We start from the raw sequence: 26,302 nt of genomic DNA, 5'->3' as shown, positions 1-26,302 counted from the left end.
CGGATACGGGGACGGCGGACCGCGCGGGCCCGGCACCGGCCACGAGCGGACGACGGCCCCTGACGGAAGGGCGATCCGGGCCGTGCGGTGCCGTGTCGTGCCCCGGCGCGGCGCGGGGTGACGCCCGCCGGGGTGCTTCTGCCCCGAGCGGGAACCGAGGCGAAATGTCCCAGCGTCTACTAAGGTCTTTAACGGATTCCGTTCGGCGGAGGGCAGCTCATGAAATATGTTCCGGTGCGCCGACGCCGTTCCGGAAGGCCGGTCGGCCCGGGAGCGGCGACCCGCGGTGCCGCGCTGGCCGTGGCGGCCTCGTTCACCCTCGCCGCCTGCACCGGCGCCTCGGGTTCAGAGGGCGGCGGAGGGCGGGGCGACGGCGCCGAGGACGGCGCCGGGCCCGCGCGGATAGCCATCACGCCGGCGTCCGGCACCTCTGCGGTGCCGGTGGACGGCAGGGTGACGGTCCGCGCCGAGGCGGGAGCCTCACCTCGGTGAAGGTGACGGCGAACGGGCCCGGCGCGCTCGACGGTTCGTACTCCGCGGGCAGGGAATCCTGGACCTCCGCCGCGAAGCCGGCACCCGGAGTGACCTACACCGTGGAGGCCACCGCGGGGACCGGTGGCCGGCGGATCACCGAACGCAGCACGTTCACCACGGCCGAGCCGCCGAAGGCGCGGACCTTCGTCGGCGAGTACAACGTGGACCAGGGCTCGACGGTCGGCGTGGCTCTGCCCGTGTCGATCGTCTTCAACAAGCCGATCCACGACAAGGCCGCCGTCGAGCGCGGCCTGCGGGTGACGGCGTCTCCCGCCGTACCGGGCGCGTGGAGCTGGATGAAGGACCGCGACGGCAGGGACAGGATCGACTACCGGCCGCGGGAGTACTGGCAGCCGGGCACCAAGGTCTCCCTGAACATGGACCTCGACGGTGTCGACGCCGGTGGCGGTCTGTACGGCACACAGACCCGGAAGATCGACTTCACCATCGGCCGGGCGACCGTGAGCACGGTCGATGTGGTGAAGAAGACGGTCACCGTCTCCCGGAACGGCAGGGCCCTGCGCACGCTGCCCGTCTCCACGGGCAAGAAAGGTTTCGAGACCTGGAACGGCACCATGGTGGTGCTGAGCAAGGTCCCCACCATCCGGATGAACTCGGCGACGGTCGGCATCTTCGGGCCCGAGGCGTACGACCTCGGCGATGTGAAGTGGGACGTACAACTGACCCCTTCGGGTACGTACGCCCACGCGGCGCCCTGGAACGCGGGCAGGTTCGGTCGGGTCAACGGCAGTCACGGCTGCATCGGGATGAGTACGGCGAACGCCAAGTGGTTCTACGACCAGGTCCACTACGGAGACCCGGTCACCGTCGTCAACTCCATGGACGCCGTCGCCGTGAACAACGGATACGGCGCGTGGAACGTCGACTGGGCCGCGTGGCAGCGGGGCAGCGCCCTCGGCTGATCTCCCGGCTGATCCCTCAGCCGGGCGCGTACACCCTCCTGTCAGGCGCCCCCTCTCGTCAGGGCGTACGGAAGATCGCGGTGACGGCCGAGACGAGTCGCGCCGTCCGGTCGTCAGCCTCGGAACCAGAACCAGAACCGGGGGCGGCACCGGTATCGGAACCGCCGTCGGCGGCGGGAAGGCCCGCGGGTACTGACAGGTCGTCGAGCGCGCCGGTCTGATGGAGGGCCAGCAGACCCACCATGGTCCGGTAGCGGAAGACGACCTCCTCGCGGGGGAGCGCGGGCAGCGCGTCGACTAGCGCTTCCAGATAGCGGCCCTCGACCGGGCTGACCTCGTCCGCGAAGATCCGCCGCACGGCCGGATCGGGCTCGAACATCACCCGGCCCATGAAGCGGGCCACCTCCGCGCCGCGGGCGTCCTGCTCCCGGACGGACGCCAGAGTCGCACCGGTCTCGGCGAAGGCGCGCACCAGATCCTCCGCGGCCGGGGTGCCGCCCCGAGACACCAGCTGGTCGAGGATCCGCTCCCGCTCGGTGTTGACGGGGCCGATGGCCCGGTCGATCACCGCGCGCAGCAGGCCCTCTTTCGAACCGAAGTGGTAGTTGACGGCAGCGATGTTGGCGTCGGCGGCCTCGGTGACCGCGCGCAGTGACGTGGCCGCGTAGCCGCGCTCACCGAACAGCCCGATCGCCGCGTCGAGGATGCGCTCGCGGGTGTCGGTGCGCGCCGGGGCGGCCGTAGGGGTGGACGAGCGAGTCATGAACCCATTTAAAACGATCGCTTGAATTCCGGCAAGAGGTCTGCTCTACTGAAACGAGCGATTGAAGCGACCGTTTGAGAGGTGTGCGGTGTCCCGTCCGGAGGCTGGATTCCAGAAGAAGAGCGCGGCCGACCCGCGGGGTGCCGGGGCGCTCGGCGCGGGCCGGAGAAGAGCGGTCCTCGTCGTCATGTGCCTCGCCCTGGCCGTCGTGGTGGGCATGATGACCTCGCTGATGGTCGCGGTCCCCGACATGGCGCGTGACCTCGGCGCGGGTGAGTCGGACCTCCAGTGGGTGGTGAATGCCTACGGGGTTGTCTTCGCCGGGCTCCTCCTGCCCGGCGGCGCGCTCGGTGATCGTTACGGCCGCAAGGGCGTGCTCCTGGCCGGTCTGCTGATCTTCGGCCTTGCCTCGGCCGGCACCGCCGTCGTCGACGACGTGGGCTGGGTGATCCTGCTCCGGGCCGTCGCGGGTGTGGGCGCGGCGCTGGTCATGCCGATGACCCTGTCGATCATCACCCATGTCTTTCCGCCGGAGGACCGCGGCCGGGCGATCGGGGTGTGGTCCGGAGTGACCGTCGGCGGCGCGATGGGCGCCGTGCTGATCTCCGGGGGCCTGCTGGAGATGTACACGTGGCGCTCGGTGTTCGTGGTGAACGTCGTGCTGGCGGCGGCCGCGCTGATAGGTGTGCTGGTGGCGGCTCCGGCCTCGAAGGACTCCGGCGCCGCGCCGCTGGACATCGGCGGGGGCCTGCTCTCGGTGCTGGGCGTCGGTGCCCTGGTCTTCGCGATCGTGGAAGGACCGGAGCGGGGCTGGACATCCGCTCCGGTGTGGATCGCCTTCCTGCTGGGAGTGGCCGGGCTGATCGCCTTCGTACCGTGGGAGTTGCGCCGGCGGCACCCGCTGCTCGATCCCCGTATGTTCCGCCACCGCGGTCTGTCGGCCGGCGCGCTGGTCATCACCGCCGAGGCGCTGGCGATGTTCGGATTCTTCTTCCTCGGACTCCAGTACCTCCAGGAGATCCTCGGCTACTCACCGCTCAAGGCGGGGTTCGCGATCATGCCGCTGGCCGTCGGCGCGATGCTGTTCTCGCCCTCGGCGCCGAAGGTCGCCCGGCGCTTCGGGATGCGCCCGGTTGTGGGCCTCGGTATGGCGCTGATCGCGGCAGGACTGGCGATCATGGCCGTCCTTGACTCCGGATCCGGATACCTCCCGGTCCTCTGCGGTGCCCTGCTCATGGGGTCGGGTATCGCCTTCGCGGCGACCCCGGCCACCGAGGCGATCGTCACCGCGCTGCCTCCGGGGAAGCAGGGGGTGGCATCGGCTCTGAACGACATCACCCGTGAGCTGGGCGGAGTGCTCGGCATCGCGATCCTCGGAAGCGTCTTCAACTCGACCTATCGCCGTGAGGCCGCCGACGCGGCGGAAGGCCTGCCCGCCCCATCGTCCGAAGCGATACGCGACTCGCTGGTCTCCGCCCTGCGTATCGCCGGGGATCTCGGCGGCGCCCGGGGCGCCGAACTGGCCGAGGGGGCCCGGAGCGCGTTCACCTCGGGTATGGCGGACGCGGTGCTCGGCGGATTCGCCGTGGTCGTGCTGGGCGGCGCGGCGGCGGTATGGCTGATGCCGCGCCGCGCGCGGAAGCCGAAGACGGGTGCGGATACGGCCGATTGACGGCGGCCCGGGCCGGGCGACCGTTCCGTGCCGGACCGTGCGCTCCGTCCCGCGCGCCGATCGACGCATCCGTCCGCCGTACGCCGTGCCCCATCGGCACCTTCCGGTCCAGCAGGGGGCGCGTTCTGCCCCTGCGCGCCCCCGTGTTCCTCCGTAACGCGCCCCCTGCATGTCTTCGACCTGCGGTGCGACGGGCGGCTGGTTGGGCGAGCGGATCCTCCCGGGTGCGGAGGGTGTGGAGAGGCGTTCGCGGGGTAACCGCAGCGGATGCGCGGGGCCCCCGTCTACAGACACTTGGTCTAGACCGCTGCTACCGTCGGCCGGGGCACACACAGCGATCAGTGGGAGGCAGCGCCGTGGGCGACAAGAGCACGGGACGGGCGTTCATCGGTTCGTTCACCTCGGCCGGGGGACGGGGGATCATCGCCGCAGCCGTGGACGGCGAAACCGGTGCGCTGACCGAGACCGGAGCGAGTGACGCGGTCGCGGACCCCTCCTATCTCGCGCTCTCCGAGGCCGCGGGTACGCCCGTCCTCTACGCGGTCTCCGAGACGCCCGAAGGCGCCGTGGCGGCCTTCGACGTCCGGGGCGCCGTGCCTCGGCCGCTCGGCGTGCGGGTGCCGGTGTGCGGCGCCGGGCCCACCCATCTCGCCGTCTCCCACGGCCATCTGCTGACTGCCAACTACGGCTCCGGCAGCGTCAGCGTGCTCCCCGTCGGCGACGGCGGCCGCCCCGGCGCCGCGAGCGGAGTCCTCCAGCACGAGGGCGCCGGACCCGATCCCGACCGCCAGCGCGGCCCGCACGCGCACCAGGTGGTGCCCGACCCCAGCGGTCGCTGGGTGCTCGGCGTCGACCTCGGGACCGACTCCGTACGCGTCTGCGCCCTCGACCCCGGGGCCGGTGAGCTCAGGCAGCACGGCGAGACCGCGCTGCGGCCCGGCACCGGCCCGCGCCATCTGGCCTTCCACCCGGCCGGCACCCACGCCTATGTGCTGAACGAACTGGTGCCGACGCTCACCGTGTGCCGCTGGGACGCCGACGCGGGCGTTCTGGAACCGCTCGCCGAGACACCGGTCCTGCCCCGGGACGTGACGGGTCCCGTGTACCCGTCCGAGGTGGTCGTCTCCCACGACGGACGCCATCTGTGGGCGGCCAACCGCGGTCACGACAGCATCGCCGTCCTCTCGCTCGACAAGACGGGCGAGCGGGCGGAACTGGTCACCACCGTGGCCTGCGGCGGCCATTGGCCGCGCGATCTGGCCCTGGATCCGACCGGCCGCAGGCTCTACGCTGCCAATGAACGCTCGGGGGACGTCACCTGGTTCGACATCGACCCCGGGACAGGTGTGCCGCGGAGGGCGGGCTCCCTGGACGCCCCCGCGGCTTCCTGTGTCGTCTTCGCCTGAACTCCCGGCCCGCCGCACCGGCCCCGGCACACGACCCGGCCGGACCGCTTCACGGTCCGGCGGGGTCCACCCGGTATGGACCGGGGGCGTCGGCGGGCGGGCGGCTCCTCAGCGCAGGGGTGCCTGCGGCTTGATGCCCAGCGTGGTCGTGTACTGCGACAGCACCAGCTTGCCGATCGCCGGGTAGGCGCCCAGCGGCTCGGCTGCCCGGCAGCCCGCTTCCTCGACGGCCGCTTCCAGCAGCCCTTCGGGCAGTTCGGGGCCGACCAGATAGGGGGCCAGGGCGAGCTGCGACGATCCGGAGGCACGCAGCTGCCCGGCGACCGAGGCGACCGAGCCCTCCTTGTCGAGCGCCGCGGCCATCACCGGCACCGCCAGGCGCGCCGCCAGCAGCATGCCCGTGATCCCGGCGGCCTGTACGGCCTCGTCGCCGCCGCTCGTCGCCAGGATGATGCCGTCCGCGGCCGTGGCGACCGTGAACAGCCGGGCACGGTCGGCGCGCGCCAGACCGGCCTCGGAGAGCCGGACGTGAACGGCCTCGGCGAGCAGCGGATGCGGTCCGAGGACATCGGTCAGATCGACCGCCGAACGGCTGTCCATGACGGCCTGACGGATACGGCGCATCAGCACGTTGTCGGGTCCGGCGAGCAGTGGCACCACGACGGAGGCGGGCCCCTCGGGCTCGGCCACCTCCCGGCCGGCGGCCTTGGCGATCTCGTACCGCTCGGTCCGCAGTGCGGCGGTGCGCATCAGCACGCTTTCCAGCGTGGGGAACGCGGGGTCCTCGGCGTCCTCGCCGTCGAGGTAGCCGATACCGACGTCCAGGCCGGGCAGTTCGGAACGCGCGATGCTTATGACTTCCCGGGCCAGACCGCGGGTGGCGGCCGTCGGAGCGCCGGGTACGGCGAGAACCAGAGCGGGCGCGCCCTCGGGAGCCGCCACGGGCTCGGGGCGGCGATGGCGGCCGGATTGGCGGGGGCGCGGATTGCGTACGGGCAGGCCGGGTGCGGGCCCGGTGGGGGAGCTCATGGCGCCGCATGCTACTGGTTTTGCCGCCACGACTGTTCGGGTAGGGGGTGGCCAAGCGTTATCTGTCCGTATTTATCCGATGGCGTCGACTCCGGTCATCACCCCTGCTCCGGCGGTACATGGAGCAGGGCGGGGTCCCGCGGCAGCCGCAGCGAACCGGTGGCCAGCGCCGAGGCGATGACCAGCGCCCCCGTGAGCGGGTCACCGGACGAGGGCACCAGGTGTGCGTACGGCAGTTGTACGGCCAACTCCTCCCGCAGCGGTACGAGCAGCGGGTCCCCCGTCCTGAACAGGCCACCTGTCAGGGCGACCTGGGGCGGGGCGGCCTTCGCCCCCGGTGTGACGGGCGGGCAGACGGCCGCCGCCGCCTCCGCGATGTGCGCCGCCGCACGGGCGAGGATTCCCGCCGAGACCGGGTCCCCTCCGGCGGCCGAGCGGGCGACCTCCGGCGCGAACGAGGCCAGTACGGCGGGCCGGTCCGGGCGCGGATACAGCATCCCCGGCAGTTGCGGAGCCTGGCCGAACACCGCCTCCACGGCGGCCAGCAGCGCGGCCGAGCCACCGCGCCGCCCGTCGTGGGCACGGAGCGCGGCCTCCAGGCCGGCCCGGCCGATCCAGGCGCCACCGCCGCAGTCGCCCAGCAGATGGCCCCAGCCGTCCGCCCGCCGCCAGCCGGACAGATCCGTCCCCAGCGCGATCATGCCGGTGCCCGCCGCCACGACCGCCCCGGGGCGCTGGCCGAGCGCGCCCGCGTAGGCGGTGACGGCGTCCGCCGCGAGCGCGAGACGCCGTACGCCGAGCGACTCGGCCAGCGCCCCGGGGAGTTCGGCCCGCAACTGCCCGCCGAGCGTCGCCATCCCAGCCGCGCCGATCGCCACGGCCTCGACGGCCGGGTGCGCGCCGGAGGCACCGTTCCCGCCGGCGGTTCGGTCATGGCCCCCGGCGCGCTCCAGCAGGGTGCGGGCCATCGGGAGCAATTGCTCCAGCAGATGGCGGGCGTCGATGCCCTCGGGTCCGGTGCGCACCGGAACCCGCGACTCCAGGATCTCCGTACCCGTCTGCGCGCGAGGAGGACCGGAAACGGCCGCCGGGTCGCCGCCGCCCCCGGACGGGCCCGCCGCCCCGGCGCGGCCCGTGCCGCCGGGCAGGCCCGGGTCGGCGGGGAGGCCCGTGGCCCCGGCAGTTTCCGCGCCCCCGGAAAGCCCCGGGCCGGACGGAGGATCCGTGGCTCCGGGAAGACCCGATTCGCCGGGAAGACCGGGGCCGCCGGGAGGATCCGGGTCGGCGGGGAGGCCCGGGGGTACGGAGACCTCGGCGAGCGCCACCCGCAGGCCGGAGCCCCCCGAGTCCACGCCCAGGACCAGGCGTCGTGTCCGCCCGGTCACGGCAACCGCCAGTCGACCGGCTCTGCCCCCTGACGTTCGAGCAGTTCATTGGCCCGGCTGAACGGCCGGGACCCGAAGAAGCCGCGGTCCGCCGACATCGGGGACGGATGGGCCGACTCGATCGCCGGAAGATCCCCGAGCAGGGGACGCAGATTGCGGGCGTTGCGCCCCCACAGCACCGACACCAGCGGCCGTCCCCGGGCGGCCAGTGCCCGGATGGCCTGCTCGGTCACTTCCTCCCAGCCCTTGCCCTGGTGCGCGTTGGGCTTGCGGGGAGCGGTCGTGAGTGCCCTGTTGAGCAGGAGTACGCCCTGGCGGGTCCAGGGGGTCAGATCACCGTTCGACGGCCGGGGGTGTCCGAGATCCGTGTGCATCTCCCGGAAGATGTTGTCCAGGCTCCCCGGCACCGGCCGCACCTCGGGGGCCACGGAGAAGCTCAGCCCCACCGCGTGCCCCGGTGTGGGATAGGGGTCCTGACCGACGATCAGGACCCGCACATCGTGGAACGGCTGCTGGAAGGCACGCAGCACATGCGGTCCGGCCGGCAGATAAGTGCGTCCCGCGGCGATCTCCGCCCGCAGGAAGTCCCCCATCGCGGCGATGCGCCCGGCCACCGGTTCGAGGGCATCGGCCCACCCCGGCTCGACAATTTCTTTGAGAGGTCGTCGCGCTGTCACGGGGCGTCACTCTACTGGTCCAACGGCATCTTCTCCGACGCCTCCTTCCCGGGCCCCGGGGCCCGGCTCAGCCCAGGGCCGCGGCCCGCACACAGAGCACATCCGGCAGATGGGAGGCGAGCAGCCGCCAGCTGTCCCCGTCGTCCGCGCTCGCGTACAGTTCGCCGTTGCGATTGCCGAAATACACCCCGGCCGGATCGTTGTCGTCCGTACACAACGCGTCCCTGAGCACCGTCCCGAAGTGGTCCTCCCGGGGCAGCCCGGCCGACAGCGGCTCCCAGCCGGCGCCCGCGTCGGCCGTGCGGTAGACCCGGCAGCGGCGGTCGGCGGGCACCCGGTCGCTGTCCGCGGTGATCGGGAAGACATACGCGGTGTCCGGCCGGTGGGGATGGGCGGCGACGGCGAAGCCGAAGTCCGAGGGCAGCCCGGCGCCGATGTCGGTCCAGTGGGCGCCCGCGTCGTCGCTCCGGTACACACCCCAGTGGTTCTGGAGATAGAGGCGGTCGGGGTCGCCCGCGTCCTGCGCGATCTTGTGCACGCACTGCCCGAACTCCGGATGGGGGTCGGGAAGGAAGACGGCGGACACACCCTCGTTCGACGGCGCCCAGCTCTCCCCGCCGTCACGGGAGCGGAACACCCCCGCGGTCGACACCGCGACCGTCACCGCCCGGGGGTCCCGGGGATCGGTCACCACCGTGTGGACCGCCTCACCGCCACCGCCCGGCACCCACCGCGACCGGGTCGGATGCTCCCAGAGCGGACGCACCAGCTCGAAGCTCCGGCCGCCGTCGGCCGAGCGGAACAGCGCCGCCGGCTCCGTGCCCGCGTACACCACGTCCGGTTCCGAGGGCCCGGCCGGATGCAGCTGCCACACCCGCTCCAGGGACGCCCCGGTGTCCCCGGGGAACCGCACGGCGGGCCGGTCCGGCTCGGTCCAGGTCGCGCCGAGATCGTCGGAGCGGAACACCGAGGGTCCCCAGTGGGCGCTGTCGGCACCCACCAGCAGCCGGGGCACGGCCTCCCGGGTGTCGACGGCGATCGAGTAGACGGCCTGCGCGGGAAAACGGGGTCCGCCGAACTCCCAGGAACCGTCCCGCCGACGCCCGATGAACAGTCCCTTGCGGGTGCCCACGGTCAGAAGTACCTCGGTCATGGCCCTACCTCCAGGACGCCTTTGTCGCGGATACGAGCCAGTGTGCACCCGACCACCGACAGTGGCCCTTTCCTGGACGTCGTCGCAGCTCGGACGGTGTGTAGCGTCAGTGGCCCGCCGCGGTCAGCAGCCCCTCCCAGTCGGGGATCTTCACCGAACGCCGCCCCAGCGACAGCCCGAGAGCCGACTCGGCCGCCTCGATGGCACGCCAGCCCGGCCAGCACACCGGCCGGAGCCCCGCCGCCCGCATCGCCTCCAGCGGATCACCGGCAGGCGAGCGGTCGGCCAGGGCCGAAGCGTCGTCGAGCAGTGAGGCCACCGTCTCCTTGGCGCACGGCCGGTTGGTGCCGATCACCCCGGTCGGCCCCCGTTTGATCCACCCCGCGACATACTCACCGGGCGAGGGCACCCCGTCCCGCAGCACCCGCCCGGCCGCGTGCGGCACCGTCCCCCGCCCGTCGTCGAAGGGCAGTCCGGGCAGCGGCACGCCCCGGTAGCCGACCGCCCGGAGCACCAGCTGTGCCTCGATGTCCTCGTACGCCCCCGTGCCCCGCACCCCGCCCTCGCCGTCGGGCACGGTCCGCTCGAACCGCACGGCCCCGACCCGGCCGCCCTCCTCCAGCAGTTCCACGGGGCGCAGGAAGAACCGCAGACGGATCCGCCGCGGCCGCTCCCGGCGGTCCGCCGCGGGCCGGTCCGCCCAGTTCCGTACAACCTGGAGATTGCGCCGCCCGGCCGCGGGCAGCGCGGCCGCGGCCTCCGGGGAGGCGTACGCCGGGTCGAGAGAGAGGTCCGAGGGGTCGACGACCGCCTCGGCCGAGGGCAGCGAGCCCAGTTCCCGCAGTTCCTTGGTGGTGAACTTGGCCTGGGACGGCCCCCGGCGGCCCACCATGTGCACCTCGCGCACCCCGCTCAGCGCCAGTGCGCCCAGCGCGCCCTCCGGGACATCGGTGGGACGCAGTTCGTCCGCCGTCCGCGCCAGCACCCGGGCCACGTCGACGGCCACATTGCCGACGCCGATCACCACGGCCGAGCGGGCCGACAGGGCGAACGCGCCGTCCGCGGCGTCGGGGTGCGCGCTGTACCAGGAGACGAAGTCGGTGGCCGAATGGCTGCCCGGCAGATCCTCGCCGGGGATGCCCAGCCTGCGGTCCCGGGCCGCGCCGACGCAGTAGACGACGGCGTGGTAGAGCTCCAGCAGCCGCGCCGGTCCGAGGGCGCCCGCACCCACCTCGACATTGCCGATGAAGTCGACCCGCTCGTGCTCCAGCACGGTACGCAGCCCGTTCTGGAGCGACTTGATCTTCTCGTGGTCGGGCGCGACCCCGTAACGCACGAGTCCGTACGGGCAGGGAAGCCGGTCCAGGACGTGCACCCGGACATCGGGGACCAGGCTCTGCTGGACGAGGGACTGGGCGGTGTAGACCCCACTGGGTCCCGAACCGACGACGGCGACGCGAAGCACGGCTGCGCTCCTTCCCGCAGGGGACTCCAGCATCGCACCGGGGCGCGTACCTGGGGAGACGCTGCGGTACGCGTGCCGCGAACCGGGGCTGTCGCGGCCCTCGTCCGGGCGGGGGCGCGCGGTCCGGCGGCCAGGACCGGTGAGCCGGCGGGAGCGCCCCGGCGCGTGCGGCGCGCGCTCCCGCGCGGCCAGGAGCCGGTCCCGCACCCACAGCGGCCGGGAGAGCCCACACCGCCCCGGGACCCCTACCGGCCTCGGCGCCCGGCGCCGCCCAGGCCCGGACCGGCCGGGTGTCGCACGCGCCTCCGCGAGACCGTCTCGTGCCGCCCCTACGACCCGTACGGCAGGCTCCCGCACCGTCCTCCATGCCTGTACAGCCCGGACCCGTACGCGGCTTTGCGCCTGCAACCGGTTCCGGCCCGTACCCTCGTGCCTCCTCCGTGCCCTGACCGATCCGGTACGGGCCCGGCTTCGCGCCCGTACCGCCGCCGAGCGGCTGCCGACGGCGAACCCGGCCCCGACCCGGGGCCGCTCGCCGGCGACCGCCGACCCGCGCACCGCCGCCGGGAGCCGCCGGGAGCCGCCGGACCCCGGCCCCGTCCGCCGGGGAGCGCGGCCCCGGCCGCGCCCGTCGTCTCCGGCGCGCGGCCCGGCACCGCACCGCGTCCACCCCGCGCGTCACATCTTCCGCATGCGCCCGATCTCGCTCGTCTGCTGCGAGATCACATCGTTCGCCATCTCCTGGATCAGGATGTTGTTGCCGTCGGACACGGCGTCGGCCGCCATGGCGACCGCTCCCTCATGATGGGTGATCATCAGCTTCAGGAAGAGTTCGTCGAACGCCTTGCCCTTCGCCGCGCGCAGCTGCTTCAGCTGGGCGTCCGTGGCCATGCCCGGCATCGCCATCGAGCCGTGGTCGTGCCCGCCGCCCTTCCGCTTGTCCGCGCCGTTGTTCTTGAGCCAGCCCTCCATCGCGGTGATCTCCGGCCCCTGAGCCGCCGAGATCCGCGCCGCGACCCGCTTGACCTGCGTCGACGAAGCCCGGTCCGGTACCAGACCGGTCATGGTCAGCGCCTGGCCGTGATGTTCGATCATCATCTGCGCATAGGCGAAGTCCGCGTCGTTCGGGGTGTCCTCCGGTACGGCCTTGGCGGCCTGATCGGGCGTCAGTGTCTTGGCGGGCTCACCCGGTTTGCCCGGTGCGACTACGGACGCGCCGGAATTCGCCTTTTCCGCCTTGCTTTTGGAGTCATTGCCGGAATTCGACTCGCACGCACCCAGGGTGAGCGCGGCGGCGAGGGCCACGGAAGCGGCAATGGATCTGTGTGCGCCGGTCGAAAGACGGGTGTTCAACAACGGGACCTCCTGGGGCACTTCGGATGTTTGGGCACCGTACTCGCCAGTTCTCAGCCACATTGATCGAAAACTTTCATGACGTGTATGTAGCCATCTATTGAAATGCGCATGCAAGGGAAGATACTTCCGTGGTGCGTGAACCGTTCGACCCGAACGGATACGAGGGAGGAAGCAGTGACCCTGTTGCACACCACCCGAGTCCGGCGCAGACGTCTGGGCGTGGCTGCCGCCGCGGCCGGACTTCTGGCCACTTTGCTGACGGCCGGACCCGCGGCCGCCATCCCGGACCCCGGCGACACCCCCGTCCAGAAGAAGGAGATCTCCTCGGGCCAGGAGGCCCAGGCGCGCGCCGCCATCGAGAGCGGTGCGATACCCGGCGTGGACGAGATCGTCCACAGCTCCAACATCGAGCATCTCGCCAACGTTCCGAAGGACGCCCTCCAGGGCACCAACTCGGACATCGCCTTCCAGGGCAAGTACGCCTACGCGGGCAACTACGACGGCTTCCGGATCTTCGACATCAGCAACCCGAGGTCCCCGAAGACCGTTTCGCAGGTCCTGTGTCCCGGCAGCCAGAACGACATCTCGGTCAGCGGGAACCTGCTCTTCCTGTCCACGGACTCCTCCCGTAGCGACAACTCGTGCAACAGCACGTCGCAGTCCGCCACGGTGAAGAGCTCGTGGGAGGGCATGAAGGTCTTCGACATCAGCGACAAGCGCAACCCGAAGTACGTCGCCGCCGTCGAGACCGCCTGCGGTTCGCACACCCACACGCTGGTGCCCGACCGCAAGAACATCTACGTGTACGTGTCGTCGTACTCGCCCAACGCGGCGTACCCCGACTGCCTGCCGCCGCACGACGGCATCTCGGTCATCAAGGTGCCGAAGAAGGCTCCGCAGCAGGCCAAGGTCGTGGGCTTCCCGGTTCTCTTCCCCGGTGAGGGACCCGACGGCGGCGGCAATCCCGGCGGACCCGTCAACCCGGGCGTCTCCAAGACCACCGGCTGCCACGACATCACGGTGCTCCCCTCGAAGGACCTGGCCGCCGGCGCCTGTATGGGTGACGGCATCCTGTTCTCGATCAAGGACCCGGAGCGGCCGAAGGTCATCGACGTTGTCCAGGACAATGTGAACTTCGCGTTCTGGCACTCGGCCACCTTCAACCAGGGTGCCAACAAGGTCGTGTTCACCGACGAGCTGGGCGGCGGCGGTGCGCCCACCTGCAACGCGCAGATCGGTCCGAACCGCGGTGCCGACGGCATCTACGACCTCACCGGCAAGGGCGACAAGCGCAAGCTGGTCTTCCGCAGCTACTTCAAGATCGACCGGCACCAGGCGAACACCGAGAACTGCGTGGCGCACAACGGCTCGATCATCCCGGTCAAGGGCCGTGACCTGATGGTCCAGGCCTGGTACCAGGGCGGAATCTCGGTCTGGGACTTCACCAACTCGTCCCAGCCCAAGGAGATCGGGTTCTTCGAGCGCGGTCCCCTCTCCGTCGACCAGTCCATCGGTGGAGGTTCGTGGTCCGCGTACTACTACAACGGCTACATCTACTCCAACGACATGGCCAAGGGCCTCGACGTCCTGAAGATCAACGACAGGCGTACGGACCCGGCGAAGAAGGTGCGGCTGTCCGAGCTGAATGTGCAGACCCAGCCGGACTACTTCGACGACGATGACGACGACCACGGTGACGACGACGACTGAGGAGTCCGCACCGACTGAGCAGAGCTGACCCGGCAGCCGGCCGGGGTCAGGGCGTGTACCGCCGGGCGGTTTCTCCGTCCGGCGGCACACCGAGGTTCCAGTCCAGCCCGTAGCGCTGGAACAACTCCGCGCGCAGCGTCTCCGGGCGCATCGGGGCGCCCGGCAGCACGATCGCGAAGACGGCTCCCATCAGCTGGGACCGCAGCAGCGGATAGTCCGTGTCGACCTGCCGGGAGCCATAGCGCTCCAGGGTGTCCCGCAGCAGGGCGGCCAGCCGCTGCTGGTCCGGGCACTGCACGAACCCATGGGCCTGGAGCACTCCGGACATATGCGCCCGCATCAAGACGGGATGGTCGATCGCGAGCCCGAGGACGGCGTCGATCGCCCGCGCCAGCAGTTCCCGTCCGTCGTCGGTCCGGGGCTCGCGCTCCAGCGCCGCCGCCACGGTTCGGTGCATCAGCCGGTGCACGGCCGACTGAAGGAGCTGGCGCTTCCCGGGGAAGTAGTACGAGACCAGACCGCGTGCCGAGCCCGCCCGGTCCGCGATGTCGGCCAGGGTGGTCGTCTCGTACCCCCGCTCGCCGACGAGATCCACCGTCGCCTGGAGCAGCCGCTCGCGCGAACGCCGGCGCAGCTCTTCATTGACCGATGCGCTCCGCGGGGACATGCTGGACTCCTGCGTTGACTGGCTCTCGGCCAATATACTCAGCGCGTCCCGCCCGGCGGCCCCGAGGGCCCGTCGGCCGGGGGTGCTGCCCGGACCGGGCGACGCGGGGGATCGTCCGGTCCGGGCGGCGCGGTACCCGAATTCACCGGAACAGGCGCTACGGCGGGTCGCCCGCCTGTCCTGAATCCTTCCGACCCGTCTCCTTCGATTGTCCTCCGCCGCGTGGGTGTTCGGGAGCGCCCCCGCCGTCGTCGTGCGGGCGGCCCCAGGTCCGCTCGGCCCAGGGGTACAGGGCGACGGACAGCGCCACCCACCACGCCCCGAAGAGCCAGCCGCCGAGCACATCCGTCGGCCAGTGCACCCCGAGGTAGAGACGGGTGTACCCCACCCCGGCGACGGACACCGCGGCCACGGCCACGCTCCACCCCCAGACGGGGCCCCCGGTCCCGTGCCGCCTGAGCAGCCACAGCAGCAGACCGAGGGCGACCACGGCCGTCATGGCGTGACCGGAGGGGAAGGCCGCGAAATGGGCGGAGTCGACCGGATCCGGCCAGCTCGGCCGCTTCCGCCCCACCGCGGCCTTCATCGTCTGCTGTAGGACGGTGCCCAGCGCGACCGTCCCGGCGATCCAGCTCCCGAGCAGCCATTCCCGACGCCACCACAGCCACAGGACGACGACGGCGATCAGGGCGCGCATGGTCCAGGGGTCCCATACCCAGTCGGTGAGGATTCGGTTGACGTGGACGAGCCCCGGCTCCTCGACGGCCCGGCGGTGCAGGGCCTCGGCCACGGAGCGGTCGAAGGACATCAGCGGCGCCCAGGAGACGGCCACCAGGACCAGCAGGACGGCCCCGAGGAGCCCGAGGACCACGGCCGCTCGGGCGGCCGCGCCGGGGCGCGGGCGTCGCTGGTGGGGCGCGGGCGGGGAGGGAGGCTTCGTTCCGGGCGCATGCATGGGGAAGATCTTCCCCGTTCGCCGGGGCGTACCGCCAACCCGGTACGCGAGCACGGCGTCAGCGGCGGACGACGGCGGCCGGTCTCCGGGCGCGGACCGGCCCGGTCCGGGTCAGCCGAGCGCGCGGAGCGCGGGCACGAACGCCACCAGCAGCGGGACGACGGGCACCAGCGCCGCGGCGGCCGTCAGCCGGAGCCTGCGGACCGGGGTGAGCCGGGGGGTCGCCGACAGCAGCCGGTTGACACGCTGCGGAAGGTGCGTATCGGGAGGCGGGCAGGGCCCGAACACCCCGCGCTCCTCGTTGAGTTCGACGAGTGCCAGCGCGATCGTGAGCCGTCCGAAGCGCTTGGAGGCGACGTCGTCGGCGGCCAGCTCCACCAGCCGGTGCATCTCGTCGCGGAAAGCGGCGAACACCGGGACCTGGGGAAACCCGTTGGCCAGCGCGGCCGAACAGTGCAGCAGCCAGTCGTGTCTGGCCTGCGCGTGTCCCTGCTCGTGCGCCAGTACGGCATCGAGTTGACGGCCCTTCAGCCGACGCAGCGCGGCCGTGGTGATGACCAGTTGGGGAGCCGTGCCGGGCAGCCACCAGGCGTGCGGGCGGTCGCCCTCCAGCACCACCAGCCGGTCGCCGCCGTCCGACTCGCCCGGCAGCAGCGGCGCACGCACCCGCAGCTCCTGGCGGCGCCTTCTGCGCTGGGCCCGCGCGGCGCGGATCTCCTGGGTCAGCATCGCCGCCGACCACAGTCCGCCGCAGGCCAGGACCACGGCGAGGACGCCGGCCCAGGGGCCGTCCGTACCGAGCGCGTACGCCTCGACCACTCCCTGCGGCGCGGGCGCGAAGACCTGTCCCCGCACCAGCTGCCAGGCCGCCGCCGCGCTGAAGGTCATGGAGAGCGCGAACGACAGCAGCACCGCCGCCACCACGCACTGCCACACCCACAGGGCCACGATCGGCTCGCGCTCCGACCAGTCGGCGCGCGGCACCAGCCGTGGGGCGACGACGGCGGCCAGTGCACCGAGCAACAGCAGCACGAGGGAGACGAGCATGGCTTCAGCGTAGGAGCGTCGGCCCACCCGCGGATATGACCTCGCCCCTCAAGTGATGTACGCCACGGGACGCCCCTTTTGCCCGCGGCGCCGTACGGAGCCCGGCTCAGAGGTGAGCCGTGCCCGTGCGGGCCCGGATCAGAGCGTGATCAGCATCGCCACCATCGCCAGGCCCATCACCAGCCTGCAGGCCGGGAGCAGGCCCGGCAGCGGGTCGGCGGACGGCCCGGCCGGGGCGCCCGCCGCCGACGGCACGGGCACCAGCCGGACGCCCGAGCGCAGCACGTACATCACGTAATACCCGAGCAGCACCCCCGTCAGCAGGGGCGTCCCGGCCGCCGTGTGCCCGCCGTGCCCACTGCCGGGCGCCATGGCCAGGGCCATGTACACCATCGCGAGCGAGCCGATGAGATGGTGCAGATGACGGGCGCCCCGGCGGGCCGCCCACAGCGCGGCGAACGCGGTGGCGCCGAAGACCACGGTGTACACGGTCCAGGTCCAGCGCGGGAACGCGACCACGGCCGCGGGGACCGCCATCACCGCCATCCCGAACCCCATCAGGGCCTCGCCGCCCGCCGTCCGGCGGGCCTCACCCGAGCGGCCCCGGACCCGTACCAGACAGTAGGCACCGGTCGCGGCGCACAGCGCGACGAGCAGCCAGCAGGACAGCACCGGTCCGTGCACGGCACATCTCCCCCCTCACGGCGGTGTCCCCTCCGCCGAGACATCGATGCCCGGCGGCCCGGGGGCACACGCGAGCGCACGGAGGTGTACGGGGAGCACGGCGCGCCCGCCCGCCGTCGCCCGGCGCTCCACGGCGGCACGGGCGGAAGCCCGGGCGGCGCTCGGGGGAGCACCCCGGACCCGTGCCCGCGGGGCTCCCCGGAGCCCCGACAGCCCGGCGGGGCCGTACACGTAGTCTTCAGGGCGTCCGGGGCGGCGCGACCACCCCGGGCGCCCCGCCGCATCCGCCCGAGAACGGAGAGCCGCCCCGATGGACACCGACACCGACACCGGCACCCACACCGCGCCGCCCCGGCTCTCCGGCGACCTCACCTACCGGGACGCCATCGGCGCCGATGTGCCGGGGCTGCTCGCCCTGATCCACTCCGCCTACCGGGGGGAGAGCAGCCGGGCCGGATGGACCACCGAGGCCGATCTCATCGGCGGCCCGCGCATCGACGCCGAAGGAGTCCTGGAGGTCATCGAGACGCCCGGCAGCCGGCTGGTGGCGGTGGAGCGCGACGAGGAGACGATTGCCTGCTTCCAGCTCGAACACCGGGGTGAGGCGGCCTACTTCGGCATGTTCGCCGTCCGGCCGGGGCTCCAGGGCGGCGGGCTGGGGCGGCTGGTCATCGCGGAGGCCGAGCGCCTGGCGCGCGCGGCGTGGGGCGTGCGCGAGATGCAGATGACCGTGATCTCGGTACGGGACGAGCTCATAGCCTGGTACGAGCGGCGCGGCTACCGCCGTACGGGAGAGCTGACCCCCTTCCCGTACGGCGATGAGCGCCTCGGCATTCCGCTGCGGGACGACCTCACCTTCGAACTGCTGGTGAAGGATGTGTCCTGACGGCCGGTGGTGGGGGAGCTTCGTACCTGAGGTGACCGGGCGCCGCCGGGCGGTCGGCGGGCCGGCGGGGTACCGCGACGCGACTACGCGGTGAAGCGGCCCGTGCGCCTGATCTCGGGGAAGTCCGTGGTCGCGCCGTCGAGTTCGAGGGCGCGCACCAGCCGCAGATGTTCCTGGGTGTTCACCAGCCAGCCGATCACCCGCAGACCCTCGGCACGGGCGTGCTCGGTGGTCTCCAGGGTCAGCCGCCGGATGTTCAGTGCGAGGCTGTTCGCGCCGGCTGCCTTCGCGCGGTCCACGATGTCGCCGCCCCAGCGGCTGGCGATGAGTACGGTGCGTACGCCCGGCACGAGTGCGGAGATCTCCGCGACCGCCTCGTCGTGGAAGGACGACACCGTGACCCGCCGGACCAGATCGCGGCGCCGTATCACCTCGGCGAGCGCCCGGGCGGCGCTCACGTCCTTGATCTCGGCCTGGAGCGGGGCGCCGACGGCGTCGAGCACCTCCTCGAAGACCGGGACCCGCTCGCCCTCGCCCGCGTCGAGTGCCCGCAGCTCGGCGAGTGTCTTCTCGGCGACGGGACCCGTTCCGTCGGTCGTGCGGTCCACGTCGGCGTCGTGCATGACGACGAGCGCGCCGTCCTTGCTCAGATGCAGATCCAGTTCGATGGCGTCCATACCGCAGCGCTCGGCCCGGATGAAGGAGCGCAGGGTGTTCTCCGGCTCGACACCCATGACCCCGCGATGACCGATGGTGAGGAAAGTCAAGATTCTCTCGCTTTCGTCGACAGCGGCTCCCGCGCGGCGTGGCCTGACGACGCCGCCCGGCAAGGAGGCAGCCTAATGGCCCGGTGCCCGGAGGGAACCCGTCGCGCACAGCGGAGTGGAGTAGACCGCTGCCGGGTTCCGCATCTCCTGCCCGGGGCCTCCTCCCGCCCCTGTTTCACCCGTGCGCGGGCGTGTCGCCCACGGGGTTGACGGCGGGCCGGGTCAGGGGAGTGCCGGCCTGGGAAGCGGGCACCGGAGAGAGCGGCGGGCGCCGGAGGAAGGGGCGGTCCTCCGATTGCCGGACGCTTTCGCGGATGCACCGGGCCGCCGTAAACCTTCCGGCGATCATGGGGGTGGTGCAGGATAATTTGCACAAGGCCCACTTGTCCGGAGGAACACCGCATGGATACGGTGTCTTGATGCGAGGTTCTCCCGTGGAGGAAGTGACATGACGGAAATTCTTGTGCAGGACGCTGCTTCCGCAGCCATATCCACCGCCGACCGGGTGATCGAACACCCGGCCTGGCCGAGGCTCAAGAATGCCGTCGAGGAGATCCGCCCCTGGCAGTCCAAGGACGGATCGATCGACTTCGACGCCGACGGTGCCCCCACCAGAGCCGCCGCCGAGGCCACGCTCGACCGTGTGATCGACGCCGTCGAGGAGCTGTCCCCGCTGCTGCCGCACGACGCCGCGTACCACCGCGCGCTCGCCACGGACCTGCGCACCTGGGCCGACGGCGCCTTCGGCGTCCCCGACTTCCTGGACTCGCTGCTCGCCTTCCAGCCCGCCACCGGGCGCGCCGACGGCCTCCAGCATCTGGTCGTTTTCCCCATGTACACGCAGAACGGCAATCCTGACCGCAATCTGGAGGCCGTCGCCCTGCGCATGGTGTGGCCCGACTGGCTCGCCGAGCTGGAGCGCACCCGTTACGACAACCCCCTGTTCTGCGGCATCACCTTCGAGGACTTCACCTCGGGGTACGACACCCACTCGGCCGTCCTCTTCCCCGAGACCATCGCCGTGCGCGAGGCCCCCGAGCGCTTCACCTGGGGCGGCATCTTCTGCGACCGCGAGGCCGCCCGCTTCCGTGCCGTGACCACCGAGGCCGTGGGCGTGCTCGGCCTGGAACTGCCCGAGGACATCCGCGCGCTGGTCGGCGACCAGAAGCGCTGCCAGAAGGCGTTCGTCCTCTGGGACATGGTCCACGACCGCACCCACAGCCACGGTGACCTGCCGTTCGACCCCTTTATGATCAAGCAGCGCCAGCCGTTCTGGATGTACGGACTGGAGGAGCTGCGCTGCGATCTGACCGCCTTCAAGGAGGCCGTACGCCTGGAGGCCGACGGCTTCCCCCAGGGCCGCGATGTGCAGTACGCCGTGCTCTTCGACCGGATGTTCCGCTTCCCGGTCACCGGCGAGCGCGTGCGCAACTACGACGGTCTCGGCGGCCAGCTGCTCTTCGCCTACCTCCACCAGCACGACGTGGTGCGCTGGACCGACAACACCCTGAAGATCGACTGGGAGCGTGCGCCGCAGGTCACCAACCAGCTCTGCGCCGAGATCGAGAAGCTGTACCGCGACGGCATCGACCGGCCCAAGCTCGTGCACTGGTTCGCCGCGTACGAACTGGTCTCCTCCTATCTGTCGCCGCACCCCGGCTCCCGCTGGGCCAAGGGCCCCGACGCCCTCGACCTGACCCAGCCGCCCCGGAAACTGGTCGACGACGTGCTTCCCGACGAGTTTCCGCTCAGCATGTTCTATGAGGCCCTGTCCAAGAAGCTGAAGAATGTGATCGCCTCGACCAAGGGGATCAGGGCGTCGGACCAGGTGGCCGTCGGCGCCGCTTCCGGGGCCGCCGCGTGACCATCCGTACCAAGGAGGCGACCACCATGAAGAACTCCAACGGTCCGCTGGAGGGAGCCGTGGTCGCGGTCGCCGGGGCGGCGGGCCCGGCCGGGCGTGCCGCGCTGCTGCGGCTCGCGGAGGCCGGGGCGACCGTCGTGGGATCGGACTCGGACCCCGAGCGCCTGGCCTCGGCGGTCGACGCCGCCCGCTACGCCCACGGCGGGGCGACCGTCACCGGCGACACCGTCGACCTGCTCGATCTCGACGCCACACGGTCGTGGGCGGACAAGACCGAGAAGGAGTTCGGCCGTATCGACGGGCTGGTCCATCTGGTCGGGGGCTGGCGCGGCGGCGCCACCTTCGCCGAGACGAAGATCTCCGACTGGGACTATCTGGAGCGGCTGCTCATCCGGACCGTGCAGCACACCTCGCTCGCCTTCCACGACGGGCTGGTGCGCAGCGACCGCGGACGCTATGTGCTGATCAGCGCCGCGGGCGCCGAGAAGCCCACCGCGGGCAACGCCGCCTACGCCGCCTCCAAGGCCGCGGCCGAGGCATGGACCCTCGCGCTCGCCGACGCCTTCCGCAAACAGGGGGGCGAGGACGGCCCCCGGGCCGCGGCTGCGATCCTGGTGGTGAAGGCTCTGGTGCACGACGCCATGCGCGCCGAGCGCCCGAACGCGAAGTTCGCGGGCTTCACGGACGTCACGGAACTGGCCGACGCCATCGCCGGTGTCTGGGACCGGCCCGCCAGGGAAGCGAATGGACAGCGCCTGTGGCTGACGCCTCACACGTGAAGAACGCCCCCACCGCGGCCCGGCGCCATCACGACCCCGGAGTACGGGGCTTCGCCAGCGACAACTACGCGGGAGCGCACCCCGAGATCCTCGCGGCCCTCGCCCTCGCCAATGGCGGCCACCAGGTCGCCTACGGCGAGGACGAGTACACGGGGCACCTCCAGCGCGTGATGCACAGCCACTTCGGACCGACGGCGGAGGCGTTCCCGGTCTTCAACGGCACCGGTGCCAATGTCACGGCCCTCCAGGCGCTCACCGACCGCTGGGGCGCGGTGATCTGCGCCGAGACCGCGCACATCAACGTCGACGAGGGCGGTGCACCGGAGCGGATGGGCGGGCTGAAGCTGCTCACCGTGCCCACGCCGGACGGAAAGCTCACACCCGAGCTGATCGACCGGCAGGCCTGGGGATGGGAGGACGAGCACCGCGCGATGCCGCAGGTCGTCTCGATCACCCAGAACACCGAGCTGGGCACGGTCTACACCCCCGCCGAGATCCGCGCGATCGTCGACCACGCCCATGAGCGCGGGATGAAGGTGCATCTCGACGGGGCCCGGATAGCCAACGCCGCGGCGTCGCTGGACGTCCCCATGCGGACGTTCACCAACGCGGTCGGCGTCGATGTGATCACCTTCGGCGGAACGAAGAACGGCATGCTCTTCGGCGAGGCGATCGTGGTCCTCAACCCGGACGCCGTGAGTCATATGAAGCATCTGCGCAAGCTGTCGATGCAGCTCGCCTCCAAGATGCGTTTTGTCTCCGTGCAGCTGGAGGCCCTGCTCGCCCGCGATCTGTGGCTGCGCAACGCCCGCCACTCCAATGCCATGGCCCGCCGGCTCGCCGACGGCGTCCGGGGGGTCGACGGGGTGGAGATCCTCCACGCCGTCCAGGCCAACGCCGTCTTCGCCCGGCTCCCGCACGAGGTCAGCGTCCGGCTCCAGCGGCGCTTCCGCTTCTACTTCTGGGACGAGGCGGCCGGTGACGTCCGCTGGATGTGCTCCTTCGACACCACCGAGGACGATGTCGACTCCTTCGTCCAGGCGCTGAAGGAGGAAATGGCGGCGGAGAGGTGATCAGCGCCGTCGATTCTGCATGAGTGTGCGGCTCTGCATGAGTATACGATTGACCGGAAAGACATTGACTCCGGTCGGTCGTCTGCCTAGGGTCGTCGTGCATGGAGCTGATGCAGCAGATCCCGGATCTGTCCGCCTATCTCGCCGCGGACGAGGTCATCGACCATGAACACCCGCTGGTGCGGGAGACCGCGGCCGGTCTGCCCGGCCGGGGCGAGAACGCATACGTATACGCCGAAGCGGCCTTCCTCTTCGTCCGGGACTCCATTGCGCACTCCCAGGACGCGGGGGATCCGCGTGTCACCTGGCGCGCATCGGACGTTCTGCGGCTGCGTACCGGGATCTGCTACGCCAAGTCGCACGCCCTGGCGGCACTGCTGCGTGCGGAAGGCATCCCGGCCGCCCTCTGCTACCAGAATCTGGGCGTCGTCCACGGGCTGATCGCCCTGAAGCTCCCCGGGCGCTCGGCCTGGGCGCGGCAGGATCCACGCGGCAACCGGCCGGGAGTGGACGCGCGGTTCTCGCTCGACGAGGAGCGGCTCGCCTTCACCGTGCGTCCTGAGTGTAACGAAGTGGACTACCCAGTCCTGTATGCTGCACCGCATCCCCTGGTGCTCGGTGCTCTGCGAGGCGTGGCCGACCGGGAGACCCTCTGGACGCAACTTCCCACCGAACTGTGAGGCACTTCCGGCATGGCGCTCACGCTCACCGTCTCCGACGAGGTCAAGGCTCTGGCTCCCGGCTTCACCCATCTCACCGTTGAGGCGTACGGGCTGGTCAACGGGCCCAGCACCGACGACAGTTCGGCCCTCCTCGACGACGCGGCCCGCCGGCTCGCCGAACGCCTGGGCGGACGGGCACCGCACGAGGACCCGCACATGGCCGCCTGGCGCGAGATCTACACGGCGTTCGGCGCCAAACCCTCCCGTACGCGCAACTCCGCCGAGGCACTGGCGAAGAGGGCCCTCGCGGAGGGGGGACTGCCCCGTATCAACGCCCTCGTCGACGCCTACAACGCGATCAGCGTGGCCCACTTGATCCCCGTCGGCGGCGAGGACCTCGACCGCATCGCGGGCGGGATGCGCCTCGTACGGGCGACGGGCGACGAGCCGTTCGTCACCGTCTCGGCGGGGGAGGAGAGGACCGAGCACCCCGACGCCGGGGAGGTCGTCTGGCGGGACGACGAGGGTGTCACCTGCCGCCGCTGGAACTGGCGGCAGGGCCCGCGCACCCGGCTCACCGAGGAGTCCGTGAACGCGGTCTTCCTGCTGGAGGCGCTCGGCCCGATGACGTCCGGTGAGCTGGAGGCCGCGGGCGCCGAACTGGCCGAGTCGCTGGAGAAGCTCAGCCCCGGCGCCCGGATCACGGTCCACGCGCCACGCCGGGCCGTGCCGTCGGCGTAGTGCCGTCCGCCCGGAAGCCGGCACCGGCCTCCGGTGCGGGCGTTATCCCGGCGGAGGTTCCCTCCCGTACGCGGCCTGCTCGGGCGCCCCCGCACCCGGCCGCGCGGATGCGTGCGGGACCGCCGGGCAGGACGGTGGGACGGTCCCCGGGACCTGAGCCGGCCCCTGGCCCGCCGGCGCCCGCGCCGCGGAGGATCAGCGCGCCTCGCGGACCTCGGCCGGCGTCGGGGCCGTACCGCCGAGATGCGCGGGGACCCACCAGGTGTCGGACGCGCCCTTGGGACGTACGGGATAGGCGCGCTGAGCGGCCTCCAGTAGCTCCTGCACCCGCTCCCGCAGCCGCCGGGTGATCGCCCCCGCGTACTGGTCGGCGGGTGCCTCGATCGGCTCGCCCACCCGGATCGTCACCGGGATGTGGCTGCGCCTGAAGTTGCGCGGCCGACCCTTGGTCCACACCCGCTGGGTACCCCAGAGCGCCATCGGGATCAGCGGCACACCGGCCTCCTGCGCCAGGCGCGCGGCACCGGACTTGAACGACTTCAGCGTGAACGACTGCGAGATGGTCGCCTCGGGGAAGACGCCGACGATCTCACCGGACCGCAGCGAGTCCAGCGCGTGCCGATAGGCGGACTCGCCCTGGGTGCGGTCCACCGGAATGTGCTTCATCCCGCGCATCAGCGGACCCGACACCTTGTGCCGGAAGACCGACTCCTTCGCCATGAAACGCACCAGGCGCTTCTGCGGGAGTGCCGCGAGACCGGTGAAGATGAAGTCCAGATAGCTGATGTGGTTGCTGACCAGCACTGCACCGCCCGAACGGGGGATGTTCTGCGCCCCCTGTGTGTCGATCCTCAGGTCCAGCGCCTTGAACATCGTGAGTGCGGCGCCGATGACCGGCCGATAGACGAGCTCTGCCATCTGGGGAGGACCCTTCTGTCGTGCCCGGGGAGGGTTCTCCCGGTAGAAGTTACGCAGCCGTAGGTTTTCGGCACTGCGCAGATCGTGCCCCATGTGCGGCGCCCTGACCAGTCCTGGCGGCCCCGGGGGGCGAGATTCTCGTCACGTCATGGCCGGCACCCGCCGGAGGCGGGGACAGGACCGGATGTACGGACCCCTAAGACCCGGCGCCGGATCCCTGGAGCGCGTCACGGACCGCGAGGTGTGGCGCACCTGCCCCAGCGTACTTGACTGCATGTGCCAACTATCGCCACCCTGGCGCTGCGTCCGAAGATCGAAAACTCTCCCTGGGCAGGCTCCATCTCCATGACGGCTCCGTCCGAACTGCGCCCCCGGGGGCCCGTCTCTCCCGAACTGCTCCGTTCCGTCTTCCGCCGGCACGCCGCCGGAGTCGCGGTGATCACGGCGCGGGGCGAGGGGCCCGCCGGCTTCACGGCCACCTCGCTGACCTCGGTGGCCGCCGAACCCCCGCTGATCTCGTTCGGAGTCGGTACGGCCTCCTTCAGCTGGGGGGTCATCGCCCGTACGGAGCATGTGGGCGTGCATATCCTCGGCGAGCACCAGAGTGAGCTGGCCGCGAGATTCGCCACCAGGGGATCCGACCGTTTCGGCCCGTCCACACGCTGGCGCGGCGGCCCCCAGGGGGTTCCGGTGCTCGACGGAGTCCTCGCCTGGATGGTGGGCCGGGTGGTCTCCCGGATACCCGCCGGTGACCACCATCTGGTGATCGCCGAGGTCGTCGAGGGGGACTCCAGTGGGCCCGGGCGGCCGCTCGTCCACCATCAGGGGCGGTTCGGCGGACTGCGCGACTGATCCGGCGCCGCTACCGCGCTGGGGCCGCGCGGGTGGTCGGCGGTTACACAGCGTTGGCAACATCACAGTTCCAAGCGCTTGCTCAGTGGGTAGGCTGAGGGGAAGCTACTGGTGAGTAACGGCCGTGGGAAATGGCGGTCGCCCCGACCGGAAACCCCGTCTGCGGGCACATATGCTGCCTGGCAGGGCAGCCCCCGGCCCTCGGGTACGGGGACACCACGGAAATGGTCACTGCAAGGAGGAGAGCCGTCGTGAGCTTGAGGATCGTTGTCTGTGTGAAGTATGTGCCCGACGCTTCTGGTGAGCGGCGTTTCGCGGATGATCTGACGGTGGA

25 protein-coding genes and 1 pseudogene are annotated in these 26,302 nt (G+C 71.7%); 13 read left to right on the top strand and 13 right to left on the bottom strand.

Annotated elements, in window-relative coordinates:
- The first annotated feature begins 219 nt into the window (after window positions 1-219).
- A complete protein-coding gene (locus ACIBCM_RS24155; RefSeq protein WP_399246468.1) occupies window positions 220-492 on the top strand; it encodes a hypothetical protein in 273 nt (90 codons plus the stop codon).
- Window positions 489-1,457 (top strand): Ig-like domain-containing protein, encoded by a 969-nt coding sequence (locus ACIBCM_RS24150; RefSeq protein ID WP_399246466.1) that lies wholly within the window; start codon window positions 489-491, stop codon window positions 1,455-1,457. Before ACIBCM_RS24155 ends, ACIBCM_RS24150 begins: the two co-directional genes overlap by 4 nt.
- A 58-nt stretch (window positions 1,458-1,515) precedes the next feature.
- On the opposite strand, the gene ACIBCM_RS24145 is transcribed toward ACIBCM_RS24150, so the two are convergent.
- Window positions 1,516-2,220, bottom strand: a complete 705-nt coding sequence (locus tag ACIBCM_RS24145; protein WP_399246464.1) for a TetR/AcrR family transcriptional regulator — start codon at window positions 2,218-2,220, stop codon at window positions 1,516-1,518.
- An 88-nt stretch (window positions 2,221-2,308) separates the two neighbouring features.
- Here ACIBCM_RS24145 and ACIBCM_RS24140 point away from each other — a divergent pair, with 88 nt between their 5' ends.
- Both ACIBCM_RS24140 and ACIBCM_RS24135 read left to right on the top strand, forming a co-directional pair.
- Window positions 2,309-3,892, top strand: coding sequence for a DHA2 family efflux MFS transporter permease subunit (locus ACIBCM_RS24140; RefSeq protein WP_399246462.1), 1,584 nt, complete (start codon window positions 2,309-2,311; stop codon window positions 3,890-3,892).
- A 356-nt stretch (window positions 3,893-4,248) separates the two neighbouring features.
- On the top strand, window positions 4,249-5,298 hold the full coding sequence (locus ACIBCM_RS24135) for a lactonase family protein (RefSeq protein ID WP_399246460.1): 1,050 nt from the start codon (window positions 4,249-4,251) through the stop codon (window positions 5,296-5,298).
- A gap of 108 nt (window positions 5,299-5,406) precedes the next feature.
- Here ACIBCM_RS24135 and ACIBCM_RS24130 read toward each other — a convergent pair whose 3' ends face one another.
- The 6 genes from ACIBCM_RS24130 to ACIBCM_RS24105 all read right to left on the bottom strand — a co-directional run bounded on the left by ACIBCM_RS24130 (window position 5,407) and on the right by ACIBCM_RS24105 (window position 12,381).
- Window positions 5,407-6,327, bottom strand: coding sequence for a sirohydrochlorin chelatase (locus ACIBCM_RS24130; protein ID WP_399246458.1), 921 nt, complete (start codon window positions 6,325-6,327; stop codon window positions 5,407-5,409).
- 98 nt (window positions 6,328-6,425) lie between these two features.
- A complete protein-coding gene (locus tag ACIBCM_RS24125) occupies window positions 6,426-7,475 on the bottom strand; it encodes an N-acetylglucosamine kinase (RefSeq protein WP_399246735.1) in 1,050 nt (349 codons plus the stop codon).
- A gap of 233 nt (window positions 7,476-7,708) precedes the next feature.
- On the bottom strand, window positions 7,709-8,389 hold the full coding sequence (locus tag ACIBCM_RS24120; RefSeq protein WP_399246456.1) for a uracil-DNA glycosylase: 681 nt from the start codon (window positions 8,387-8,389) through the stop codon (window positions 7,709-7,711).
- A 67-nt stretch (window positions 8,390-8,456) separates the two neighbouring features.
- Window positions 8,457-9,542 carry a WD40/YVTN/BNR-like repeat-containing protein gene (locus ACIBCM_RS24115; RefSeq protein ID WP_399246454.1) on the bottom strand — a complete coding sequence of 362 codons (1,086 nt, stop codon included), beginning with the start codon at window positions 9,540-9,542 and terminating at the stop codon, window positions 8,457-8,459.
- Window positions 9,543-9,648: 106 nt separating this feature from the next.
- Entirely contained in the window at window positions 9,649-11,007 is a 1,359-nt protein-coding gene (locus tag ACIBCM_RS24110) for an FAD-dependent oxidoreductase (protein WP_399246452.1), read from the bottom strand.
- A 678-nt stretch (window positions 11,008-11,685) separates the two neighbouring features.
- Window positions 11,686-12,381 (bottom strand): DUF305 domain-containing protein, encoded by a 696-nt coding sequence (locus tag ACIBCM_RS24105; protein WP_399246450.1) that lies wholly within the window; start codon window positions 12,379-12,381, stop codon window positions 11,686-11,688.
- A gap of 156 nt (window positions 12,382-12,537) precedes the next feature.
- On the opposite strand from ACIBCM_RS24105, the gene ACIBCM_RS24100 reads away from it, so the two are divergent.
- Window positions 12,538-14,073 carry an LVIVD repeat-containing protein gene (locus tag ACIBCM_RS24100; protein WP_399246448.1) on the top strand — a complete coding sequence of 512 codons (1,536 nt, stop codon included), beginning with the start codon at window positions 12,538-12,540 and terminating at the stop codon, window positions 14,071-14,073.
- 46 nt (window positions 14,074-14,119) lie between these two features.
- On the opposite strand, the gene ACIBCM_RS24095 is transcribed toward ACIBCM_RS24100, so the two are convergent.
- From ACIBCM_RS24095 to ACIBCM_RS24080, 4 genes are all read right to left on the bottom strand, one after another.
- Window positions 14,120-14,740: a TetR/AcrR family transcriptional regulator gene (locus tag ACIBCM_RS24095; RefSeq protein WP_399246446.1), complete on the bottom strand. Its 621-nt coding sequence runs from the start codon at window positions 14,738-14,740 to the stop codon at window positions 14,120-14,122.
- Between the two features lie 157 nt (window positions 14,741-14,897).
- Entirely contained in the window at window positions 14,898-15,695 is a 798-nt protein-coding gene (locus ACIBCM_RS24090) for a phosphatase PAP2 family protein (RefSeq protein ID WP_399246444.1), read from the bottom strand.
- 111 nt (window positions 15,696-15,806) lie between these two features.
- Entirely contained in the window at window positions 15,807-16,742 is a 936-nt protein-coding gene (locus tag ACIBCM_RS24085) for a M56 family metallopeptidase (RefSeq protein ID WP_399246442.1), read from the bottom strand.
- 138 nt (window positions 16,743-16,880) lie between these two features.
- Window positions 16,881-17,426, bottom strand: a complete 546-nt coding sequence (locus ACIBCM_RS24080) for a DUF5134 domain-containing protein (protein WP_399246440.1) — start codon at window positions 17,424-17,426, stop codon at window positions 16,881-16,883.
- Between the two features lie 310 nt (window positions 17,427-17,736).
- Between ACIBCM_RS24080 and ACIBCM_RS24075 the strand changes: the two genes are divergently transcribed.
- Entirely contained in the window at window positions 17,737-18,312 is a 576-nt protein-coding gene (locus ACIBCM_RS24075) for a GNAT family N-acetyltransferase (RefSeq protein WP_399246438.1), read from the top strand.
- Between the two features lie 83 nt (window positions 18,313-18,395).
- On the opposite strand, the gene ACIBCM_RS24070 is transcribed toward ACIBCM_RS24075, so the two are convergent.
- Window positions 18,396-19,079 carry a glycerophosphodiester phosphodiesterase gene (locus ACIBCM_RS24070; protein ID WP_399246436.1) on the bottom strand — a complete coding sequence of 228 codons (684 nt, stop codon included), beginning with the start codon at window positions 19,077-19,079 and terminating at the stop codon, window positions 18,396-18,398.
- Between the two features lie 448 nt (window positions 19,080-19,527).
- On the opposite strand from ACIBCM_RS24070, the gene ACIBCM_RS24065 reads away from it, so the two are divergent.
- The 5 genes from ACIBCM_RS24065 to ACIBCM_RS24045 all read left to right on the top strand — a co-directional run bounded on the left by ACIBCM_RS24065 (window position 19,528) and on the right by ACIBCM_RS24045 (window position 24,198).
- Window positions 19,528-20,943 carry a DUF6421 family protein gene (locus ACIBCM_RS24065; protein ID WP_399246434.1) on the top strand — a complete coding sequence of 472 codons (1,416 nt, stop codon included), beginning with the start codon at window positions 19,528-19,530 and terminating at the stop codon, window positions 20,941-20,943.
- A 26-nt stretch (window positions 20,944-20,969) separates the two neighbouring features.
- Window positions 20,970-21,722: an SDR family NAD(P)-dependent oxidoreductase gene (locus ACIBCM_RS24060; RefSeq protein ID WP_399246432.1), complete on the top strand. Its 753-nt coding sequence runs from the start codon at window positions 20,970-20,972 to the stop codon at window positions 21,720-21,722.
- Complete coding sequence (locus tag ACIBCM_RS24055; protein ID WP_399246430.1) at window positions 21,701-22,795, top strand: threonine aldolase family protein; 1,095 nt, start codon at window positions 21,701-21,703, stop codon at window positions 22,793-22,795. Before ACIBCM_RS24060 ends, ACIBCM_RS24055 begins: the two co-directional genes overlap by 22 nt.
- A 101-nt stretch (window positions 22,796-22,896) precedes the next feature.
- Window positions 22,897-23,475: a transglutaminase family protein gene (locus tag ACIBCM_RS24050; RefSeq protein ID WP_399246428.1), complete on the top strand. Its 579-nt coding sequence runs from the start codon at window positions 22,897-22,899 to the stop codon at window positions 23,473-23,475.
- Between the two features lie 12 nt (window positions 23,476-23,487).
- A complete protein-coding gene (locus tag ACIBCM_RS24045) occupies window positions 23,488-24,198 on the top strand; it encodes a B3/4 domain-containing protein (protein ID WP_399246426.1) in 711 nt (236 codons plus the stop codon).
- 195 nt (window positions 24,199-24,393) lie between these two features.
- On the opposite strand, the gene ACIBCM_RS24040 is transcribed toward ACIBCM_RS24045, so the two are convergent.
- On the bottom strand, window positions 24,394-25,116 hold the full coding sequence (locus ACIBCM_RS24040; protein ID WP_399246424.1) for a lysophospholipid acyltransferase family protein: 723 nt from the start codon (window positions 25,114-25,116) through the stop codon (window positions 24,394-24,396).
- 345 nt (window positions 25,117-25,461) lie between these two features.
- Between ACIBCM_RS24040 and ACIBCM_RS24035 the strand changes: the two genes are divergently transcribed.
- On the top strand, window positions 25,462-25,968 hold the full coding sequence (locus ACIBCM_RS24035; protein ID WP_399246733.1) for a flavin reductase family protein: 507 nt from the start codon (window positions 25,462-25,464) through the stop codon (window positions 25,966-25,968).
- A gap of 251 nt (window positions 25,969-26,219) precedes the next feature.
- Window positions 26,220-26,302 (top strand): annotated as a pseudogene (locus ACIBCM_RS24030) (electron transfer flavoprotein subunit beta); the annotation flags it as partial.

Source organism: Streptomyces sp. NPDC051018 (genome assembly GCF_044456085.1).
GTDB lineage: Bacteria > Actinomycetota > Actinomycetes > Streptomycetales > Streptomycetaceae > Streptomyces.
Note: the sequence above shows the minus strand (reverse complement) of the source record. Positions and strands in the feature narration are given on the sequence as shown.

Coding starts and splice junctions, on each gene's coding strand:
- ACIBCM_RS24155 (WP_399246468.1), top strand. CDS start 220: ATGAAATATGTTCCGGTGCGCCGACGCCGTTCCGGAAGGCCGGTCGGC.
- ACIBCM_RS24145 (WP_399246464.1), bottom strand. CDS start 2,220: ATGACTCGCTCGTCCACCCCTACGGCCGCCCCGGCGCGCACCGACACC.
- ACIBCM_RS24130 (WP_399246458.1), bottom strand. CDS start 6,327: ATGAGCTCCCCCACCGGGCCCGCACCCGGCCTGCCCGTACGCAATCCG.
- ACIBCM_RS24115 (WP_399246454.1), bottom strand. CDS start 9,542: ATGACCGAGGTACTTCTGACCGTGGGCACCCGCAAGGGACTGTTCATC.
- ACIBCM_RS24095 (WP_399246446.1), bottom strand. CDS start 14,740: ATGTCCCCGCGGAGCGCATCGGTCAATGAAGAGCTGCGCCGGCGTTCG.
- ACIBCM_RS24090 (WP_399246444.1), bottom strand. CDS start 15,695: ATGCATGCGCCCGGAACGAAGCCTCCCTCCCCGCCCGCGCCCCACCAG.
- ACIBCM_RS24085 (WP_399246442.1), bottom strand. CDS start 16,742: ATGCTCGTCTCCCTCGTGCTGCTGTTGCTCGGTGCACTGGCCGCCGTC.
- ACIBCM_RS24075 (WP_399246438.1), top strand. CDS start 17,737: ATGGACACCGACACCGACACCGGCACCCACACCGCGCCGCCCCGGCTC.
- ACIBCM_RS24065 (WP_399246434.1), top strand. CDS start 19,528: ATGACGGAAATTCTTGTGCAGGACGCTGCTTCCGCAGCCATATCCACC.
- ACIBCM_RS24060 (WP_399246432.1), top strand. CDS start 20,970: ATGAAGAACTCCAACGGTCCGCTGGAGGGAGCCGTGGTCGCGGTCGCC.
- ACIBCM_RS24050 (WP_399246428.1), top strand. CDS start 22,897: ATGGAGCTGATGCAGCAGATCCCGGATCTGTCCGCCTATCTCGCCGCG.
- ACIBCM_RS24045 (WP_399246426.1), top strand. CDS start 23,488: ATGGCGCTCACGCTCACCGTCTCCGACGAGGTCAAGGCTCTGGCTCCC.
- ACIBCM_RS24040 (WP_399246424.1), bottom strand. CDS start 25,116: ATGGCAGAGCTCGTCTATCGGCCGGTCATCGGCGCCGCACTCACGATG.
- ACIBCM_RS24035 (WP_399246733.1), top strand. CDS start 25,462: ATGACGGCTCCGTCCGAACTGCGCCCCCGGGGGCCCGTCTCTCCCGAA.